The following is a 17,172-nucleotide window of genomic DNA, read 5'->3' as shown; positions in this document are numbered from 1 at the left end:
GATGAAAAATATCATACGTTATATTTTATTCTTTATGATTTTAGTATTCATTGCAGTTTGCATAGTCGTAGGTTGGTATTTTTATAAAAACCAACGAACCGCTTCTGTAAATACCATAGCCATTAATCAAAACTTTTCTATTTTATCGGCTACCCCAAAACAATCAGCTGAGGCTGCTGCTATAATTGTTGCCACTAAAGATAATCATTTTACGGCTGATCAATTATTAAGTTTATCTGAATCAACAGGCGCTAAATTAGTACAGTTTGAATTAGAACCGCAAGGAAGTTGTGAAAAACAGCAAACTCGTTTTGAGCAAGCACAAAAAGTCTTAAATGAAGATAAGTTTGTTGTTGCTGGTATGCAAGAAGGTGCCGCCTTTGCTTATCGGTGGTTAACCCAACAAAATGATGATGCCAAAGCTTTATCGATTGAATTTACATTAGATCATAAAGATTGTGATGCACCTTTACCCGCTCAGGCTAACCATGGAGAATGGCAAGTAATTTGGAATAATCCACCAGATGAACAAGTTGCCATTTTTCCTCGACAACAAAAGCAGATTAAAGTAACCACCAAAATTGGCGAATATCAAGCATCACCAATTGAACTGTTAAGTTTACATTTACCATCTATTTTATTTGGTGAGCATGAACCATTACCAGTAATAGAATTACCCGCTAAAGGTAAACAATCGCATCCCAATAGTGTTACTTTTTATTATTCAGGTGATGGCGGTTGGCGAGATTTAGACAAGGTTTCGGCAGAGTATATGGCTTCTCATGGTTATTCTGTCGTTGGTGTTGATGCACTAAAACTATTTTGGCAACATCGTTCCGTTGAACGTAGTGCTAAAGATCTTACTCATTTAATGCAAGAATATCGGAATAAATGGGGCGTTAATAAATTTATTTTAGCTGGTTATTCATTTGGTGGTGATATCTTACCTGCACTATACAATCGATTATCCAAAGACGATCAAGAAAGTGTACAAGCTTTAATTATGATTGCCTTTTCAAAAGACGCTAATTTCGAAATAGAAGTAAGTGGCTGGCTTGGTCAATCTGGCGATGAAATGAAAACCGCGCCGGAAGTAAATCAGATTCCAGCAAATAAATTATTTTGCATCTATGGTGAAGAAGAAAAAGAAGATACCGGTTGTCTACAACCAGAGATGAAAGGAGAGGCTTATAAATTACCTGGTGGTCACCATTTTGATGAAAACTATACGCATCTCGGTCAAATCATTATGGAAGCGATCGATAAACGTATAACACCTTAAAATAAGCAAAAAAGGGGCAATAGCCCCTTTTAGTGATTCACTTGATTTATAAGATCAATGCTTGCTGATTCTGATTTTTCCTTCTGATAACAATACCCCAATGAGGGTTGATAACGTACCGATAGCAGCGATCCAAGTAAAAGGCTCATTTAAAATAACGACTGCAGCAATAATGGTTAAAATTGGAACTAAATACAGATAGATACTAATTTTTACTGCACCAACTAATTTCACCGCATAATTCCAGGAAGCAAAACAGATAGCCGAAGCCCCAACGCCTAAGAATAGAATATTAAAAAGATTAGCCGTGTGCGTGAAGCGATCCAGTCCCCATTTGAAATCAAACAGATACAACGCTGGTAACATCATCACTAAACCATAAAAAAAGAAGCGTCGTGTTAATAAAATCGTATTGTATCCATAATGACTGCATTTTTTAGTCAAAATTGAATAACATGCCCAAAACAAGCAGGCACCTACCGCAAGCAGATCACCCAACGGATTAAGTGACAGTACAAATTTACCATTTAAACTTATTAATCCAACGCCGAAGATTGCAAATAAACACCCGATATAAAATCGCTTAGCTGGCCGTTCAGTTTTTAAAAAGAAGATCGATAAAAGTGCGGTAAACACGGGTGCTAATGTGGTAATCACCCCTACGTTTGAGGCGGTGGTATAAGTTAAGGCAATATTCTCACATAAAAAATAGCAGGTTACACCACAAAACCCGGCACACAAAAACATCAACTCTTGTTTTAAGCCTTGCCAAGCAAAGATCCGTGGCGCTAAAATCCAAAGCGTTAAATAACCCAAACCAAACCGGTAAAATAAGATTTCAATAGGTTTAAAATCGATTAACAATACTTTAGTGGCAATGAAAGTGGTTCCCCATAGAAACACTGTCATCAAAGCAATCAGATGCCCTCTTGTCTTCAATGAAAATAACATAAAAGTTTTTTCTCTCCATCGACTATTTATATGTTAATCATTTCCCTATCATTTGGTTGTCAAATTGGACATACAAAAAATAAAAATATAGGAAAAAGGCTTGGTAATGATAAAAATATCACTATTTTAATAGAAATTTAAGATCGGCTAGATTAACTTGCTGCTAATCTTTTTTCAATATGTTTCCATACATCAATTATTTATGCAGATTATTTGAATATTAGAAAAGCGTGCAATTGAATTAGTAAAAGCAGTAGATAAAAAAAATCCACTCAAAAATTGAGTGGAAGGCAAAAAATGAATTAACGTAATCTGAATATATAGACAGACTAAATCATAAAAAGTTCCAAATAATTTCAAAAAAATTTAAAGTTTTTATATAAATCATTGTATGCAATTGATTTATAAGCATTTGTTTCTTGAATTTTTTTATATATAAAATCACTTAAAATGAATTATCATAACCTTGATACAAGCTAATTGGTAAATTAGTTATGCTTTGATAGGGTTCACCATTAATCATTGCTAACAGTATCGATACTGCATTTTGGGCAATTTGTAGAATTGGTTGACGGATTGTAGTTAAAAACGGCATATGTTGTAGAGTTAATTCAGCACCATCAAATCCAACTACTTGTAATTGCGAAGGTAAAGATAATCCACAATCTCGCGCAGCATTAATTGTTGCAATCGCTGATGAATCATCAGCTAATACTCCATCAATAGTTTGGGACTGTAACCGTTTTTTAATTAACTGATATTTTTCTTCATAGCTAATTGAGAAATCCATATCAAGTGTAATTGACTTAAGACCTGCAACTTGAATGCTATCTTTGTAAGCTTGATACCGTTTATTAGCATCCATATCAACTTGTTTATCATTTGTAATCGAACCAATATAAAGAATTTTCTTACAACCATTTTTTATTAAATGTTGGCTAGCTAGAAGTCCTCCAGCATAGTTGTCACATGAAATAACAGGTATTTTTTCATTTATTTTTCGATCTATCGATACGATATTCAGATCGGGTATTAGGTAATCAGCTAAATTTTCATTCATAGAGTTAACTATGACTCCTTCAACCTGATGACGCCTTAGCATCGATAAAAAATTTTTTTCCTCTTCTTGATTATGATGACTGTTGCAAATTAATATTTTATAACCTTGGCGAGATAATATTCTTTCTAAATAACTGATTAATTCCATTTGGAATGGATTAGTTAAACTTGGAAAAATCAAGCCTATTAAATTACTTTTATTATTTGATAATGAACGTGCTAATTCATTAGGATAGTATCCCAACGTTTCCATTGCTTCTTGCACACGTTGACGAGTTGTTGCACTAATATATCCACGATTATTTAATACCCGTGAAACAGTAGTAGTGGAAACACCCGCTAGTTTAGCAACATCATCTCTGCTTAATTTCATAATCATCCTTTAACTATCATTAATATTATAACGAGATAATTATAATGCTTTTTATAATGACGTAAATCATTCAGTTGATTTGTAATTTTAAGATCAAATTTTTTAGTGACATTCATCACAAAATCACTTCGGAATAAGTGATATCCCTCACAAATTTTGCATTCTAATTGTGGACGCGGTTGACATATGGACGCGGTTGACATGAAATAAAATAAATTATTTCAAAAGTGAATGACAAAGAAATGTCATTTATTCACATATAAATAAAAGGAGTAAAAAATGCAAAAATTACATTATCAACCAAAAGGCTACTGGGTTGGCGATATTATGCCATTTGGAAAAGACGGGGTTTTTTATCTTTATGATCAACGCGACAATCGCAACCCTTGCCCTTTTGGTGAACCGTTTGGATGGTCACTTGCCACTACGACTGATTTTGTTAATTACCAAAATTTGGGAGATTCTATTAAAAAAGGTGGTGAACAAGATGTCGATCAATTTATCTATGCTGGATGTGTCTTCGAAGCAGAAGGTAAAGGACATGCTTTTTATACAGGTTACAACCGCAATTGGGAGAAAGAGGGAAAAACATCACAAGTATTATTACATGCTTGGAGCGACGATTTTAAAACATGGCATAAATCCTCGCAACTTATAACACTAACACCACAACCTGGTTATGACATTAGTGATTGGCGAGATCCCTGGGTAATTTGGAATGATGAAAAGCAAGAATATTTATTGATTCTAGGCGCAAGATTAAAAGGACCGAAAACAGAACAATCTGGTCGAGTTGTTGCTTTTACATCAAAAGATTTAAAAAATTGGCAATTCCAAGGTGATTTTTGGGTAGCGGGTAAATATACCATGATTGAAATGCCTGACTTATTCAAAATTGGAAATTGGTGGTATTTGATTTATACCGAATATAGCGATCAAAGTAAAACTCGCTACGTCATGAGCCAATCTTTAGAAGGTCCATGGATCACCCCTGACGACGATGCCTTTGATGGGCGAGCTTACTATGCAGCAAGAACCGCCTTTGACGGTAAACGTCGTATTCTTTTTGGTTGGGTACCAACAAAAGAAGATAATGATGATTTAAAAAATTTCCAATGGGCAGGAACTTTTGTACCTCATGAAGTTTATCAAAAAGCTGATCATACACTTGGTGTAAAAGTAGTGGATAGTTTATGGAATGCTTTTATTCATCCAAAAAAAATTGATGATTTTTCAATTAATTCTCCTTACGCACGTCAAGAACAATTATTAATTGAAAATACAGGCAAAACATTCCGTTTTTCAACGACAGTTAAATTCAGTAAAGGTACTCGAGATTTTTCCATCCGTTTGATGAAAGATAAACATACTGGCGAATCATATGATTTTATTTTTTCGCTTGTTGATAACCGATTAACTTTCGATAAAACCCCTTGTTATCCTTGGTATCGCGTGATGAATAAAGGTTTAGAGCGCCCTATTCATCTTGAAGCGGATCGTGAATATGAGTTACAGATCATCGCTGATGATACGCTATTTACTTTATACATAGATGGTACTGCGCTAAATGTTCGTGGTTATGATCAATTAGGAAATAGCTTGGCAATCGCCGTCAGTGATGGAACTTTAAGCTGTAAAAATAATTCTTTTTCAAATGAAGGTTGTTTTCCAGAAAAATGGTAATCGTGCCTATCAGGTCACTTAACTATCAGGTTAGATGATCATCATGATCAAGGCTTTCATCAACTATTTATGATCAAAGCCTTAATTTAGATAGGCGATTATCTTCAGTAATTTAAATATGGAAAATTCATTGGAGATATCATAATGAATACAACAGTAATTGATAACAATGGTCATATGGCTGACCATGACATCTCATTTAAAGAAAAACTCGCTTATGGACTAGGTGATTTTGCAACAGGCTTTTCGGGTGTTACCGTTGGAACCTTTGCGCTTTACTATTATACCGATATTGTGGGAGTTTCAGCTACTTTACTAGGAGCTGTACTACTATTTTCACGTGTTTTTGATGCTGTGATTAATGTCGTTATGGGTTTTATTGTTGATAGAACAAAAAGCAAACATGGCAAAGCTAGAGCATGGATTTTATGGTCGACAATTCCATTTGGTTTATCTTTGATAATGGTATTTAGTGCACCAGAAAATTGGAGTGAATTTGCATTATTAATTTTCGCTGCCATCACGCTCAATATACATTGGATTATTTACACTTCAAGCAATATCCCTTATGGCACGCTAGCAGCATTAATGACCCAAAACTCTTACCAACGCAGTCGATTAAATACTTATCGTATGCTTTGCTATTTTGCAAGCATGCTAATCATTCCGTATATTACACTACCTTTAGTCGAATTTTTTGGTGGAGGTGAACGCGGTTGGCAGTTTACCATGATAATTTATGCCGCAATTTTAATTTTTACCTTTTTCTATACTTTTTTTAATACTAAAGAACGGATTAAACCAATTAACCAATTTAAGTACAATGCACCATCACTTGGTGTTTCATTAAAAACTCTTTTAGCAAATAAGTATTGGATCACAATGTTCTTCACCATGTTAGTAAGTTTTAGTATTTTAGGACTAATCAATGGTGTAGGTGTTTACTACGCAAAATATCTTTTGGCCGATAGCCAACTTATCGGTTTAATCAATATGGCTTTTGCACTACCGTTAGTTGTAGTATTAATGTGCTCAGCTTATATTTTAAAAATAATGAGCCGTTTAACATTTATAATTGTTGGTATGGCAACCATTATATTAGGTAGTATTATCATGGCAATTGCACCTCATGATACCTATATTGCAATAATTGGAACTATTTTACGAGGAGCAGGTTTTGCACCTATTATGGGAAATGCATATTCTATGCTAGCCAATACCATCGATTATGGCGAATGGAAATTTGGCATTAGAAATGATGGACTAGTCTATAGTGGAGGAAGCTTTAGCGCGATATTAGGCAGTGGTATTGCTTCCGGAGGAATTGGTTGGATATTAGGAATGGCAGGATATATTGCGACAGATATTGCTAATCAACCTGAAAGTGTATTAACTACTTTACAAGTATTATTTATTTATGCACCCTTAGTATTAAGCGCAATCACCATTATATTATTACGGTTTTATACCTTAGAAAAAATTTATCCTGATATCATCAAAGAACTAGCTCAAAGAACACATAATGTCTATTAACCAGCTAAACGGAGGGATTGATAAATCTGTTATTATTCCCTCTACTTCATCGATTGGCTAAATATTTAAAAACAATCCTAAATCAAAATAATATACAGTTTTCACTATTTGATATTAACTATTCAATTCAGAGAAAACAAAAAAAGCATACTATTAATATCGCTATTTTAAAACCTGCAAGACCAATGGAAAGATAGATAAATCCAGAAATAGGTTAACTTGTATTACTACTTGAATTCACCTATAATGCCCTAATATTACTTATACCACAATTGGGGCTGATTCTGGATTCGACGGGATTTGCGAAACCCAAGGTGCATGCCGAGGTGCGGTAGGCCTCGTAAATAAACCGCAAAAAAATAGTCGCAAACGACGAAAACTACGCACTAGCAGCTTAATAACCTGCATAGAGCCTTCTCTCCCTAGCCTCCGCTCGTAGGACGGGGATAAAGAGGAGTCAAACCCAAACGAGATCGTGTGGAAGCCTTGCTTGGGGCGGAAGCATTAAACTTAATCAAGCTAGTCTATCGGTAGCGTGTTTGTCCGCAGCAGGTAGGCGAAATTTAAAGACAAACTACGCATGTAGTACCAAGGATGTAGAGATTTCGGACGCGGGTTCAACTCCCGCCAGCTCCACCAATTTAATTTTAATTAATATTAAATCCCTAAAATCATTTTATCACTTCATAAATGCTCTATTATCTGAGTAAAACTTTTAATCATATGACTAAATCTACATATGTTAATGTCAAACTTCACATATGCCTGCATTCAAATAAGTAAAACTAATTTAAATTATATAGATTGCTTACCGTAAGAAATATCTAAAGAAGAAAATAAGAAATGAATTTATATATTATGTGAATGATAGGGAATTAGATGTCGCAAATACTTTATCGATTTCTGATAATACTTAAAGGGCTAAACTAACTTAATTATGGTGTTCAAAATGTCAGTAAAGCCCATTGACTTATTATCTATTAGAGCAGAAAAAGTTTTATTTAATCAACAATAATCCGTCCATGTAATGGCTGAATTGGGCGATTATTATCATGGTGCATGATCGAGTGGAATTTTTCGATTTGTTCTGCTGAAGCTTGGGATTGTTGCTGTAACACGATCCATCTTACCCCTTCTGTACATGGAGGTGTTGTTAACGATCCGCTAAAACGGTAATAATTCAATTCCTTTGGGAATAACGCCTTAATATCAACGGCGTTTGCTAAAATGGCGCTTTTTCCTGATTCTGTGGGCATTTGTTGCCATGCTTTTGCTAATTCTGAATTAGCCTCACCTTTATTAAACATTAATGCGATTACGGCCAATTCATTATCTTTGTTTTTATAAACAAAGTGTGCTGCCATTGGGAAATATTTGCCTTTAATGGTGTTTTCACTCGGTGTATGGAAATGAAATTGTTGTAATGTGAATATTTCATCGTCTATTTCTAATTGGTTATTTCCGGAAACATCGATCTCAATAGTATGGCCGTTGTTAATAATATTTTGCTGACCGGCTTCAAAAGTAAGTTTAAGCTTGCTATGTTCTGTTTTTAATACATGATCAATATTGATTGGCGATTGATTTTTACCATTTTCACAAGTTGAATATTCCGGTGAAAGTTTTCCCCAGTTTTCTGGTTTTTCCTGCCCTTCATACCCCCAATGTGGGTGATGTTCAGCTGCAGAACAAGATAAGCTTGTTGCCATAAACATTGCGATAATTACGTTACGTTTCATGTTAGCCTTCAATGAGAATTAAATTTAAGTGTATAAATTTTATACCTCATTTATGAAGATGTCTCAATAAAATATACTTTTTTGTCTCTAAACCTAAATAAAAAGCCATGAACATACTTCTTGTATTATTCATGCTAATTTTCAATAAGTTAAGTGTGATTGATAGTGCAGATATTCTTATTTTATTTGATCAAAATGAACAAGTCTTATCAAAATATCAAAATTGTAGATGATAATAATACTGTAAAAATGTATGGCTAAACTCAAAAGGTAAATACTTTTAGCTTGATACATGTATTTATGAAGTAAAGATTCAATTAAACATGAAATACCGAGTTAATAATCATCCCAGCTCTCCTATTACGGATGAAACCACCGATCATTTTAAAACTTCTGTGAAAATTTTTCCGCATTACGTTCGGTTTTTTTTATGACTAAAAGAATGCACAATAAAGTATTATGGTAAATTTAAATATCCAGGTTTTAAAATGTTTTGATAATCTAATAAATATTCGTAATCTAAATAATGTTTAGGTGAACGAATAAAATTACCAGTCAAATTGGCTTTTGTTTCTTTATCTTCACGTTTATAAGTACCATCTTGTTTATTGTTAAGAACTGATGTCCATTTTAGCAATTTTTTACTATACTTAAATAATGCTTTATTATGGATTTTATTTTTTATATCTTCTTTTGTTACCTCCACTTGAGATAAAAATAAATTATTATCATCCCAATTTATTAATTTATTTGTTTTAAAATATAAATCCATATTATATCTGTTGTATACCATCCATAAATATTTTACCAATTCTCCTTCGTGATTATATTCTAAAAAGCTAATGTCAATTCCATAAAATGAATTGTTTATGCAAGCTAAGGGAGTTTCTCCGGCAAAGATTGTCACATAATATTGTTGATGATTAAGGCTTGAAAAGGCATATTCAGCCCATTTTTTAGGGTTTTTAATTAACTCTAATTCTTCTTTGCTAAGATTATTATCTAAATAGTTTTCTTTGATATTGTTGAGTGTGTTTTCTTCTGAATCTAAACTCTTCTTTATCCAATTGTACTCTTTAAATTGAAAGTTATATTTGCTCATCATTAATCACTTTTTGAATAATACTGAAATATCATCAATTATACTTACACCTTTACCAGATGCATATTTTAAAATATCTTCCGATACACCTTCATATTATCTACATGGAGGTAAACTTTATCACCAAGATTACCTAATTCATTACTTACTGTATTTTTATATTTTGCAGCGTCCCTAATATAAGATTCAGCTGTCTTTTTATACACATTTGATAGGTCTGTAGCTTTTCTTTCTATTATGCCAATTCCTTCAACAAAACTATCAACATATCCTATTCCACTTTTTGTTCCTCCTTTTGCAAGTTTTACATATAGTTCTTTATAAAATGCTTTTCCTGCATCATCAGCAAATCCTTTTGTAAATAGATTCATTGCTAAATTAAAATTTCGTCCTTTCATGATATTTTGAAACCATGTTTGGGATTCCATTATCATTGTAGAAAAACAAGGCAGCGCATTATGTGCCAGCCTTCAACTTCAAAATTATAAACTTCTTTCTTAGTATAAAGATAGTTTTACCCTTTTACACGATACCATTTTTTATTTTTGGTTTGTATGTGGTATTATTCGGTGAGGTCGGCGGCATCTTTCCAGCCTTCTTTGGTGTAAAAGGGTGTTCGGCGGTAGTTTCAATGGTTTCGCCTTCCAGCTCTATTTGTACGGTGGTGTCTGTCTCTTAGCGGATAATGACGTTACTTTTTTAGGCTTATTTTGCCACTGGTTTGGTTTTGAGACAATCACAGATCGCCCTCTCGTATTTGTTCTATTTTTTTATGCCTTACTGCGTGTGAACAAGCGTTCCGATAGGTTTGGCAGAGTTTTCCGGTGTAAACTCTGGTGTTCAAAATCATTATGATCATGAACATTGGGGATTTAATATAGATTTTATACATACTACTATTTAATTAGGAAAATAATGAAAACGATAGCTATACTTTTACTCATTAGCTTTTTGACTTCTTGTGCTTATACGCATAAAGAGGAAAAAACAAGCATAAACTCTAGCAAAGTCATTGTGTTAGACCATGATCCTGTTTTAATTCAGTTAGGCAGTAAAAAATTAGCATTAAAAGGATTAAACCCTGAAGACTTTTCACTGGTACAAAAAGGTAAGACGCTTTTTATCATTAAAAAGCTGTATCTGGGTATAGATGATCTCCAAATAGAATTTATAGATAACAAGGATCAAGATTTCCTATTAACTGGTGAAATAGAATATGCGGTTTCTCAAAACTTAATTGATGATATTGATAGGGGAAATGTATTTTTACCATTTTCTTTTAAAGAAGATATACTGCTACATAACAATAAAGGTAAATTTATTTTATCAACAGCGATTAAAACTACACCACAGCTAGAAGCCATTTGCCATGAAAGATATTTTGATGAGATCCGAAAAGAGTCTTATTTGGTTCAAAAACAGTTCTATCAGAATGAAATAATCGATAACCCAGAAAAATATAAGGATTGTTGCCCTAAGTATATTGAATATGCAAAAAAGTTTTTATCTAAAAAAGAGCGTGATTTTCACTCATTACAAAGCCTGTTTGTTGAATTTACCTATAAAAAAATAAAGTTAAACATGGGTGATGGTTATCATATCGTCTTTAATAATATTAGTGATTTTGTTCCTGAATAAAAATGAGTGATTATGCGGATTGTATTAGTTTAACTAAATAGAAATAAAATACATACCGTATATAATATTCATTTATCTATTTATAACTTTCGAGAAATCCCTAATATCTATGCATAAAATAATTATTTTACTTACATTGACTCTATGGTTGGGTTGTTCGTATGGGCAACCGATAATAACTTATACACCTGCCACTCCCGACACAGCAAAAGATTTGTCAGGTGCACTTATATCACCACCATTAGGGCAGCGGGCAATACTCCATAAAGCAAAAAACGAAGATTCAATTGCAGAGTTGTACAATAATTTTGTTCATAGATATGGAAGTAGGGATAGCTTTTGTTCCTTACTTGGTTGTGAGGAAACCGTAAATTATAATCCTAAACTTTTTAAAATAGAATATTCAGATTATGATGAGGTTTTTAGCAGATATAATTTATATAAAGAAGAAGCGATACCTTTTATTATTTCATTCAAATACCTCAAAAAAGGCGATAAAATCTTAAAATTAGCAATACAAAAATCAGAACCTAACAGTTATCTAAATCTATCTATATATCTGTTATCCTTAAAAAATGGAGAACAGGTTGATTCTAAAAAAATTTACTATAATCACTCGGGAGAAATGGGTTTTACAGATGGTAAAATTTTTTATATAGATGAAAACCTGATCATTTCCACCCGAGACTATTCCTTTACTGAGGACGGAATAACACAAACACCGTTTTATCAATATCAACTAAATGACGAAGGCAAATTTATCCGTTACTATCCTCAAAATGGTAAGTATAAAGATAATGAAGAGCAGGGGTTAGTCGAAAATCATACCCGTGAAGGTTTGTGGATTGAGAAGAAGCTGAATGGTTATTATACTTACCGTTATACTTACCTTGAAGCAAATTACCAAAAAGGGTTACCGATTGGAATTTGGAAGTTTTATGAATTAGATTACCAAGAGAAGCCAGATGGAAATGCTGATCTATCTTCCGCTGAAAAAGGCAAACTTTTGTACACAGAAACCTATAAAGACGGTGAGCTTGTCGAACGCAAATTTGTGGATAAAGAAATTGATGAATTGAATTAAAGATTGTGTAGTAAACAAATGATTATTATGCTTATCACCCTCATAAATATGAACGGTGGTAAGTAAACTGATATAAATGAGTAAATTAAAACGAATAATCATTCAAAACTAATCATTATAATGGCGTTAGTTTTTTTGAAATTTAATAACAAGAGTCCGATAACAAAAGATATGTAACTAGAGTGTTTTTTATGATGATATCCCTAAATAATAAATTGATTATCAATACTCTATTAAACCTTTTTTTATTCAGCTGTAACCCCAATAAACAAGGAAATATGAAATGGATAGCCAAATACGATTTTAATCAATTATACCAATTAACCGACCAAGCAACTGTCTTAGATCCGATGTCTGCTTTTCGTTTTGAAGATTTTATAGCCCCTAATGAAAACACCATTATCTTAATCGGAAGTAAAGATCTTAACGATTTAGATTCAAGCCAAATAGGAGATCAAGCAGTAATACTTATATCGAAAGATCGGGGCAAAAGTTATCAAGAGTTAACGCTTCCTGAACAAGATATGAGATGGATTTATCCCAGCAATGATTATTCATTAATAAAAGCTCAAAGTAGATTACCAGACAACAGTAAAAAAAATTCCATGTATCTTTTAGATAACAACAGCTTAAAAATCGTTAAAATAGATGAATATGATTCTGAAGCTGATATCTCCTATTATAATTTTAATGGAAAATATGCCGTGTATTCCCATAACAAGGCATTAAAACTGGTTAATTTATTGAATCGAGAGGAACACTATCCTTTACCCTACGAATTAAACAACCGTTCTTTTTGGGTTACTGCTGATGATACATTACTTATTCTCGATGCCAAACAACTCATTCGCTACGACCCCAAAAATAATACAAAAACGGTTATACAGCAATTACACAATGATTATGATGTGCTGACTTATAAGGATGGTGAATATTTTTTTACTAAATTCAATGAAAATAAGTCTAAAGGTGGAGGTTCTTATTATAATAATAAAGAAGAGCTTTTATATACTTTCGAAAAAGGGGATAGAAGTAGATATTATCGCTATAAAAATTTTGCATGCGATTATAAACTTACTTCAGCCCTTTATCCTATTTTCCGATATTCGTATGATTATGGTAAAACATGGTATGAAAAAGAGTTTAAGGGCTTTTTTATTGCCTCTAGACCTGTCGGATTTTATAAGGATAAGTTTATCATGTTAGATGCCACATTTTATGATAAAAATGAGAGTGATGACGGAGGAGGAAGGTTATTAATCGGTGAGTTTGAAAAATAGGACGATGTTAAACACGCTTAGTATAATATAATTATTTTTGATTTAATTTATCTATTAATCATACAAATTTTATTGGTATCATGAGCAATTAATGAAATTTAAAAGTCCCCAATGGTTTAGAAGAAGAAAGAAGTTTACAGAAATATTAAAAGGTATAATAAAATATAATGAGTGTATTAATAAAAAATAAAGGAATCTTTTTTATTCTAATAATGATATTAACTTTTTCTTGTCAAGGACAAGTTAAAAATGTTTATAGTAAACAAAAGATTCAAGATGAGAGCGAAGCTGATATTATTAAAAATAATATTTTTCATATTCAATTTGATAATGCAGGGGAACTCCATAAAAATTTAGTATCGGATCAACCTTATGATCATTTTATAATTCAAATAGAACAAGGAAATATAAAATTTAAAGAAAACTATAAATTATTAATTAGTAACTATGGTGATAGAAATGATTTAACATTTACTTTGACAAAAGTAAGTAAAAAAGAATATACCTTAGAAATTATACAAGAAACCAGACATTTAACGGTTGATAAATTCATTTTTGAAAAGGATAAAAACAACTTATTAGAATTAATATCCATGGAACAAATCCAATCAGGAAATACTATTCAAATCTGTAAATATAGTATGTCAAGAAAGAAAGGAAAGGAAATTAATTTAATCATAGATTCAATTAATGATCCTAAATGTTTCAACGTTAAAAATAAGTAATATTAAAAGTTAGATACATAAACAAAAAATAAGTCTACAACCCAAAATGGAAAAAAGAGCAACCTAGCCGGACAATAAACAATCATAACCCAATCAACCCGACAACAAGGTATTACAACCTCAAACCGATTCCTATTCAGCCAACCCCAATCAAATTGTCTATGATTTGTTACATTAATCTGATTTTCATATTAATGTAGCGGATGCCTATTTTGCAAAAAAATAAATGCCGCGAATAAACCTAATGAATATACCTATTTAAAATTAAATCAAGCCTCTTGGGGTGACAAAATTTATCTGGTTGCCAAATGTTACGGTACTCCCCGAAAAGGTAAATTAGTGCTCAGTCTTAGGGAAATTGAAAATACCGATACTACCCAAAACCTGTATTCAAATAACCCGGTTCCTTTTTAGTCAATGGAGAAGAAAAAACAGAAATAGAATACACAGTAGAGGGCTCCATTACCTATACCAAGGAAATAGTAAAAACGTTGTTAAAGTTGCCAATAATAAAGAAGCGATCTATTTTCGCTGTGATATAGCTAATAACAACAAAGCGGATTATTTTATTTCTATTCATGCAGATGGCTTAACCAATTTTACTTCCGGCGCGCATGTTATCTATTATGAAGGAGATAAAAAAGGGCTAGAATTAGCTAATGATATTTTTAGTTGTTATACTGTTGTCAGTATAGGAAAGAAACACCCTGATGCTAGAAATAATGTAGGAGTTCTTGGGGGAAAAATCAAACGAAAGATAAAGTTTTAATCGAGCTTGGTTATATTACACACCCTAAAGATGCAAAAAGTATTTAGGACAATATGGACTTAATAGCAGAGCAACTTGCTCAAGGGTTAGAAATTAACATTGATAAACATTTTTAAGAATAAAATGAAAAAATTACTAATAGTGTCTATTTTTTTTGTTGGCATTTTGGCATGTGTTCAACGCATTGAAGAAAAAAAGATTTCCGAAGCTCCCCCTTCAAATTCAGTACGAATTAAAGAATCCAATACACCGGAGGGTTTTCTACGGTATGAATATTATATCAATGGCAATAAAGCAGCGGATTATATAAAAACTTACTATACTCAAGGCGGTCAATTAGAATCTGTGTATTATATGTCATCATATAAACCAGACGGCATTTCTGCTCAAGGATTTTACCCAAATGGAAAACTAAAATTCATCCGCTATGTAAGAGATGAAGTTAAAAAAGGAGATGTATTATATGTTATTTATTATCCTAATGGACAAATAAATCTTATAGAAACAATAGTTACTGACTCTTTAGAATTACCCAAACTCACTACTATTTACTTTGAAAATGGCGTTAAGCAATATGAAGGGTTTATGGATATGTATAATGCTACCACAATACCTGTAGGATTATGGAAAACATACGATGAAAAAGGCGATTTAATCGAAACCACCTATTATCATCCTGATGAATTAGGCAAAGACTATAAAATCGTAACTCAATATAAGAATGGAAAAGTTGTTTCAAAGAAAATTTACAATTTTGATGATTTATATGAGACTGAGTTAAAAGAGCTTTTCACCATACCGAATAATACTTATTCAGTAAATATTTATAGTGAGTTGCCCTATACGAACGAGCTTTCTTTTGGTAAAGAAGAACTGATATCAACACATTTTCCTAAGAAATGGACAACCCAATTTTGGCAAGAAAAAGTTGAAAGGAATAACAGTAGGATACAACGTAATTATGATTCAGTAATTTTTTATTTGAGTAAATATTCAAATGATTATTTATATCCAGAATTATATTTAAACCCTCAATTAACAATTCTTAAAGACAGATTTTATGAATCTGAAATGAGTAATCTTTACTATGATAAACTACAACATTTTTTTGATAAAAATATTAAAAAAGATAATTATCTTTCACCAGTAAGCAAAATAAATATTAATGATAAAAATCTAAATCTATTTCTATTAACATCTTCTCATACAACACATAAAGACAAGCCAGTTTATAATAGTGAATACGAGCCTTATAATTATTCTAGAATGGATTTAATCACAACAGATAGTACTAACACTATCGATAAATTAAATGTTTATTATTCTTTATCATGGGTAATTAATGGTTATAGAAAATTATTTTTTATAGATAAGAACAATATTATTCATATTAAATATTTTGAAGAAGATGAAGAGGATACGCATTTTATCCGTTATGAAAAATTCCAAATTTCGCCTGAAGGCAAATTTATTCGATATTACGACCAAAACGGATTTTTCCAAAATGAAGAAGAGCAAGGATTAGTCGAAAACCATACTCGCGAAGGTTTATGGATTGAGAAGAAGCTGAATGGTTATTATACTTACCGTTATACTTACCTTGAAGCAAATTACCAAAAAGGGTTACCGATTGGAATTTGGAAGTTTTATGAATTAGATTACCAAGAGAAGCCAGATGGATCTGCTGATCTATCTTCTGCTAAAAAAGGCAAACTTTTGTACACAGAAACCTATAAAGACGGTGAGCTGGTCGAACGAAAATTTGTGGATAATGAAATTGATGAAATGAAGTAATGATAGTATTTTAAACTGCTTTTTTTTGCTTATCACCCTCATAATAATGAACGGTGATAAGTAAACAATAAATTAAAAAAATATAAATAATAACTTAATCATCCTATAATGGAAAACGAAAGCCTTCCGACAGAAAATATAAAATCCTCTAAGGATCAAA

The 17,172-nt window shown here is 32.1% G+C and carries 14 protein-coding genes and 1 other RNA gene; 10 read left to right on the top strand and 5 right to left on the bottom strand.

The genetic code is table 11. From position 1 onward, the window contains the following. Window position 1 precedes the first annotated feature (1 nt). Complete coding sequence (locus tag J3T98_RS05985) at window positions 2-1,282, top strand: virulence factor family protein (protein WP_267362388.1); 1,281 nt, start codon at window positions 2-4, stop codon at window positions 1,280-1,282. 54 nt (window positions 1,283-1,336) lie between these two features. Here the strand turns inward: J3T98_RS05985 and J3T98_RS05980 are convergent, their stop codons facing one another. Next, on the bottom strand, window positions 1,337-2,233 hold the full coding sequence (locus J3T98_RS05980) for a DMT family transporter (RefSeq protein WP_065563676.1): 897 nt from the start codon (window positions 2,231-2,233) through the stop codon (window positions 1,337-1,339). Between the two features lie 445 nt (window positions 2,234-2,678). After that, window positions 2,679-3,665 carry a LacI family DNA-binding transcriptional regulator gene (locus J3T98_RS05975; protein ID WP_267362386.1) on the bottom strand — a complete coding sequence of 329 codons (987 nt, stop codon included), beginning with the start codon at window positions 3,663-3,665 and terminating at the stop codon, window positions 2,679-2,681. 279 nt (window positions 3,666-3,944) lie between these two features. Between J3T98_RS05975 and J3T98_RS05970 the strand changes: the two genes are divergently transcribed. From J3T98_RS05970 to ssrA, 3 genes are all read left to right on the top strand, one after another. Beyond that, complete coding sequence (locus J3T98_RS05970; protein WP_267362384.1) at window positions 3,945-5,348, top strand: hypothetical protein; 1,404 nt, start codon at window positions 3,945-3,947, stop codon at window positions 5,346-5,348. Between the two features lie 144 nt (window positions 5,349-5,492). After that, window positions 5,493-6,881: an MFS transporter gene (locus J3T98_RS05965; RefSeq protein WP_267362383.1), complete on the top strand. Its 1,389-nt coding sequence runs from the start codon at window positions 5,493-5,495 to the stop codon at window positions 6,879-6,881. Between the two features lie 274 nt (window positions 6,882-7,155). Beyond that, window positions 7,156-7,520, top strand: a transfer-messenger RNA (tmRNA) gene (gene ssrA / locus J3T98_RS05960). Window positions 7,521-7,882: 362 nt separating this feature from the next. Here ssrA and J3T98_RS05955 read toward each other — a convergent pair. The 3 genes from J3T98_RS05955 to J3T98_RS05945 all read right to left on the bottom strand — a co-directional run bounded on the left by J3T98_RS05955 (window position 7,883) and on the right by J3T98_RS05945 (window position 10,150). Then, window positions 7,883-8,620, bottom strand: coding sequence for a carbonic anhydrase (locus J3T98_RS05955; RefSeq protein WP_267331839.1), 738 nt, complete (start codon window positions 8,618-8,620; stop codon window positions 7,883-7,885). Window positions 8,621-9,077: 457 nt separating this feature from the next. After that, window positions 9,078-9,722: a hypothetical protein gene (locus J3T98_RS05950; protein ID WP_267362382.1), complete on the bottom strand. Its 645-nt coding sequence runs from the start codon at window positions 9,720-9,722 to the stop codon at window positions 9,078-9,080. Window positions 9,723-9,790: 68 nt separating this feature from the next. Continuing rightward, complete coding sequence (locus J3T98_RS05945) at window positions 9,791-10,150, bottom strand: hypothetical protein (RefSeq protein WP_267362380.1); 360 nt, start codon at window positions 10,148-10,150, stop codon at window positions 9,791-9,793. Between the two features lie 487 nt (window positions 10,151-10,637). On the opposite strand from J3T98_RS05945, the gene J3T98_RS05940 reads away from it, so the two are divergent. From J3T98_RS05940 to J3T98_RS05915, 6 genes are all read left to right on the top strand, one after another. Further along, window positions 10,638-11,360 carry a hypothetical protein gene (locus J3T98_RS05940; RefSeq protein WP_267362379.1) on the top strand — a complete coding sequence of 241 codons (723 nt, stop codon included), beginning with the start codon at window positions 10,638-10,640 and terminating at the stop codon, window positions 11,358-11,360. A gap of 109 nt (window positions 11,361-11,469) precedes the next feature. Continuing rightward, window positions 11,470-12,444, top strand: a complete 975-nt coding sequence (locus tag J3T98_RS05935) for a hypothetical protein (RefSeq protein ID WP_267362378.1) — start codon at window positions 11,470-11,472, stop codon at window positions 12,442-12,444. 278 nt (window positions 12,445-12,722) lie between these two features. Continuing rightward, complete coding sequence (locus J3T98_RS05930; RefSeq protein ID WP_065735138.1) at window positions 12,723-13,724, top strand: hypothetical protein; 1,002 nt, start codon at window positions 12,723-12,725, stop codon at window positions 13,722-13,724. Between the two features lie 167 nt (window positions 13,725-13,891). After that, window positions 13,892-14,449, top strand: coding sequence for a hypothetical protein (locus J3T98_RS05925; protein WP_267362377.1), 558 nt, complete (start codon window positions 13,892-13,894; stop codon window positions 14,447-14,449). A 358-nt stretch (window positions 14,450-14,807) separates the two neighbouring features. Beyond that, on the top strand, window positions 14,808-15,218 hold the full coding sequence (locus J3T98_RS05920; protein ID WP_267362376.1) for an N-acetylmuramoyl-L-alanine amidase: 411 nt from the start codon (window positions 14,808-14,810) through the stop codon (window positions 15,216-15,218). A gap of 123 nt (window positions 15,219-15,341) precedes the next feature. Next, the gene (locus J3T98_RS05915; RefSeq protein WP_267362375.1) at window positions 15,342-17,012 is read left to right on the top strand and encodes a toxin-antitoxin system YwqK family antitoxin; all 1,671 of its coding nucleotides are present in this window, start codon (window positions 15,342-15,344) and stop codon (window positions 17,010-17,012) included. Window positions 17,013-17,172 lie beyond the last annotated feature (160 nt).

It is taken from the genome of Gilliamella sp. B2772 (assembly GCF_026536985.1).
In the GTDB taxonomy this organism is placed as follows: domain Bacteria; phylum Pseudomonadota; class Gammaproteobacteria; order Enterobacterales; family Orbaceae; genus Gilliamella; species Gilliamella apicola_E.
This window is presented reverse-complemented; position numbering and strand designations above follow the sequence as displayed.